Annotated in this window: 1 protein-coding gene and 1 pseudogene; both read right to left on the bottom strand. The window is 36.0% G+C overall.

Going from position 1 to position 1833, the window contains the following annotated elements; all coding sequences use genetic code 11:
• Nucleotides 1–89: pseudogene (locus PX481_RS21800) on the bottom strand (IS200/IS605 family transposase); the annotation flags it as partial.
• Entirely contained in the window at nt 86–1417 is a 1332-nt protein-coding gene (locus PX481_RS21795; protein WP_288095940.1) for a P-loop NTPase fold protein, read from the bottom strand. The pseudogene PX481_RS21800 and the gene PX481_RS21795, both read right to left, overlap by 4 nt.
• Between the last annotated feature and the right edge of the window lie 416 nt (nt 1418–1833).

Here is a 1833-nt window from a genome sequence, read left to right as displayed (position 1 = left end):
TCGAAAACGGCTTTACGATATTTGGCTGGGAACACTAAATGATATAGCAAAACACTTACATTATGGCTCTTATGGATGTATTCACTCATTTTTCTATTGTACGCCGCGAGCGGCGGGGAATTAGACCCGAAGAGATTAAAGGATGCACATCATACCAACTTTTCAACTCTGCATCTGCATCAAAATAAGCATATTGTAAAATACAACGATTGAATAATAATTTACGATGAGCTTCATCATTTTGAATTTCGTTGGTACGATATACCTTAGCCAGAATTTTCCACTGCTCGTGTTCTACTGTTCTCTGATAAACATCTCTAGCTTGAGTTATTGCTCTTTGAGCAGCTTTTGCGGTAATAGGTAAAGCATCCACATGATCTAAAGCGGTTTGCATTAATAAAATTAGGTTTCGTACATGACCTTCAGTCATTAAACATAATCGCTCCAGAACTTCTTGACTTTCAAAAATATCTGTTTCTAGCTTTTTCGTCGGTAAAAATTGCTGCGTTCTTTTCTCAATAATAGCCTTAATTTTTGCCATACCATCAGGATTAATAGTACGATCAAGATTGCGGATCATAATCATCGGTAAAACCATCGGGTCATTATCATAAATATCCCGTAGATCATTGGCCCGATTAGAATAGGCCATTGAAATAGGTATAGTATAAATCAAATGACAATTTAACCCCTTTAATTGATTAGCTCGATCTAAAAAAATCTCATCATGATTAGTTTTATGATCTCGCCGATATATCGGTACAATGCGATCTAAGTTATCAACAATTACCACTAATTTTGTTGAATCATCTAAGACAGTTTTGCTATTATCAATAAACTCATTTAGTGCTGTTAACAGCGTAACAGTATGAGGATTGATTTTATTTCTTATTTCTTGTCTTTGACTGGGAATTGCCCGAATCGCCGCAGACAATTTACCAAAATATTTAATCAAGTCTCCCGTTTCTAATTTGACATCTTCCACTTTAATCTCTGTTAAAGCTAAATCAATTAAATCCTGCCAACGAGATTTTATCCAGTTTTTTAAGGGGGTTGAATTAGCCTGTTTTAGTTGTTCTAATAAATGGCGCGTACAGGCAATGAGAATATCTGTATATTGAGCATCTTCTGGATCGATATCGTCTTCATCTGCCGCAAAATAAACAACAAAACAATTTTTTTGCTCTAGATATTTTTTCAGCCGCAATAATTCCGTGGATTTCCCCCCTCCTCGATGTCCTGTGTAGAGTTGATGGGTGTAGTCTGTTGGCAGCGAACGAATAATTTTTCTGCCTAAATCTTGACAGACATCGGCATCCGCTCTCACTGCTTTTAGATTCACATAAAAGGGACTATCGGCAGGTAAAGGAACTGGTTTAAAGGCATTAGCAAGATTAGCGATTAATTGTTCAGACATAGGCGACTATAGCTTGATTGATGTCATTATTATAACAATACTTATTGACAAGATGTTATACCAAATCCGTTTTTAATATTACGACTAACTCTCGATCGAACTTCAAAAACCCAGTTATGGATTTTCCCCCACTTCCCTAGCGCTCTTCTGGAACTCTAGGCAGAAGAGAAATAGGAATTGCGTGGAAAAACCTTCTCTAAAAGAGAATTTATTAATTTATTAAGCAGGGAAAATAACCGACAGAACAAGCGAATTATTTGAGGACTAAAAACTGAACTTCCCCCATACATATATACCATAATAGCCGAAAACCCTTATCCATCAATGGATGCACCCCCTTAACTTATCTTAATGTACCCATGTAATTTGTAACATTTCTTAATGGAAAAGAATTCTCTCCATTTGCTAAAATGATA

The sequence above is a fragment of the Microcystis sp. M53603_WE2 genome (assembly GCF_030065435.1).
Note: the sequence above shows the minus strand (reverse complement) of the source record. Positions and strands in the feature narration are given on the sequence as shown.

What these genes read in the sequence shown, in the direction of transcription:
- PX481_RS21795 (WP_288095940.1), bottom strand. Translation starts at nt 1,417, where the DNA reads ATGTCTGAACAATTAATCGCTAATCTTGCTAATGCCTTTAAACCAGTT.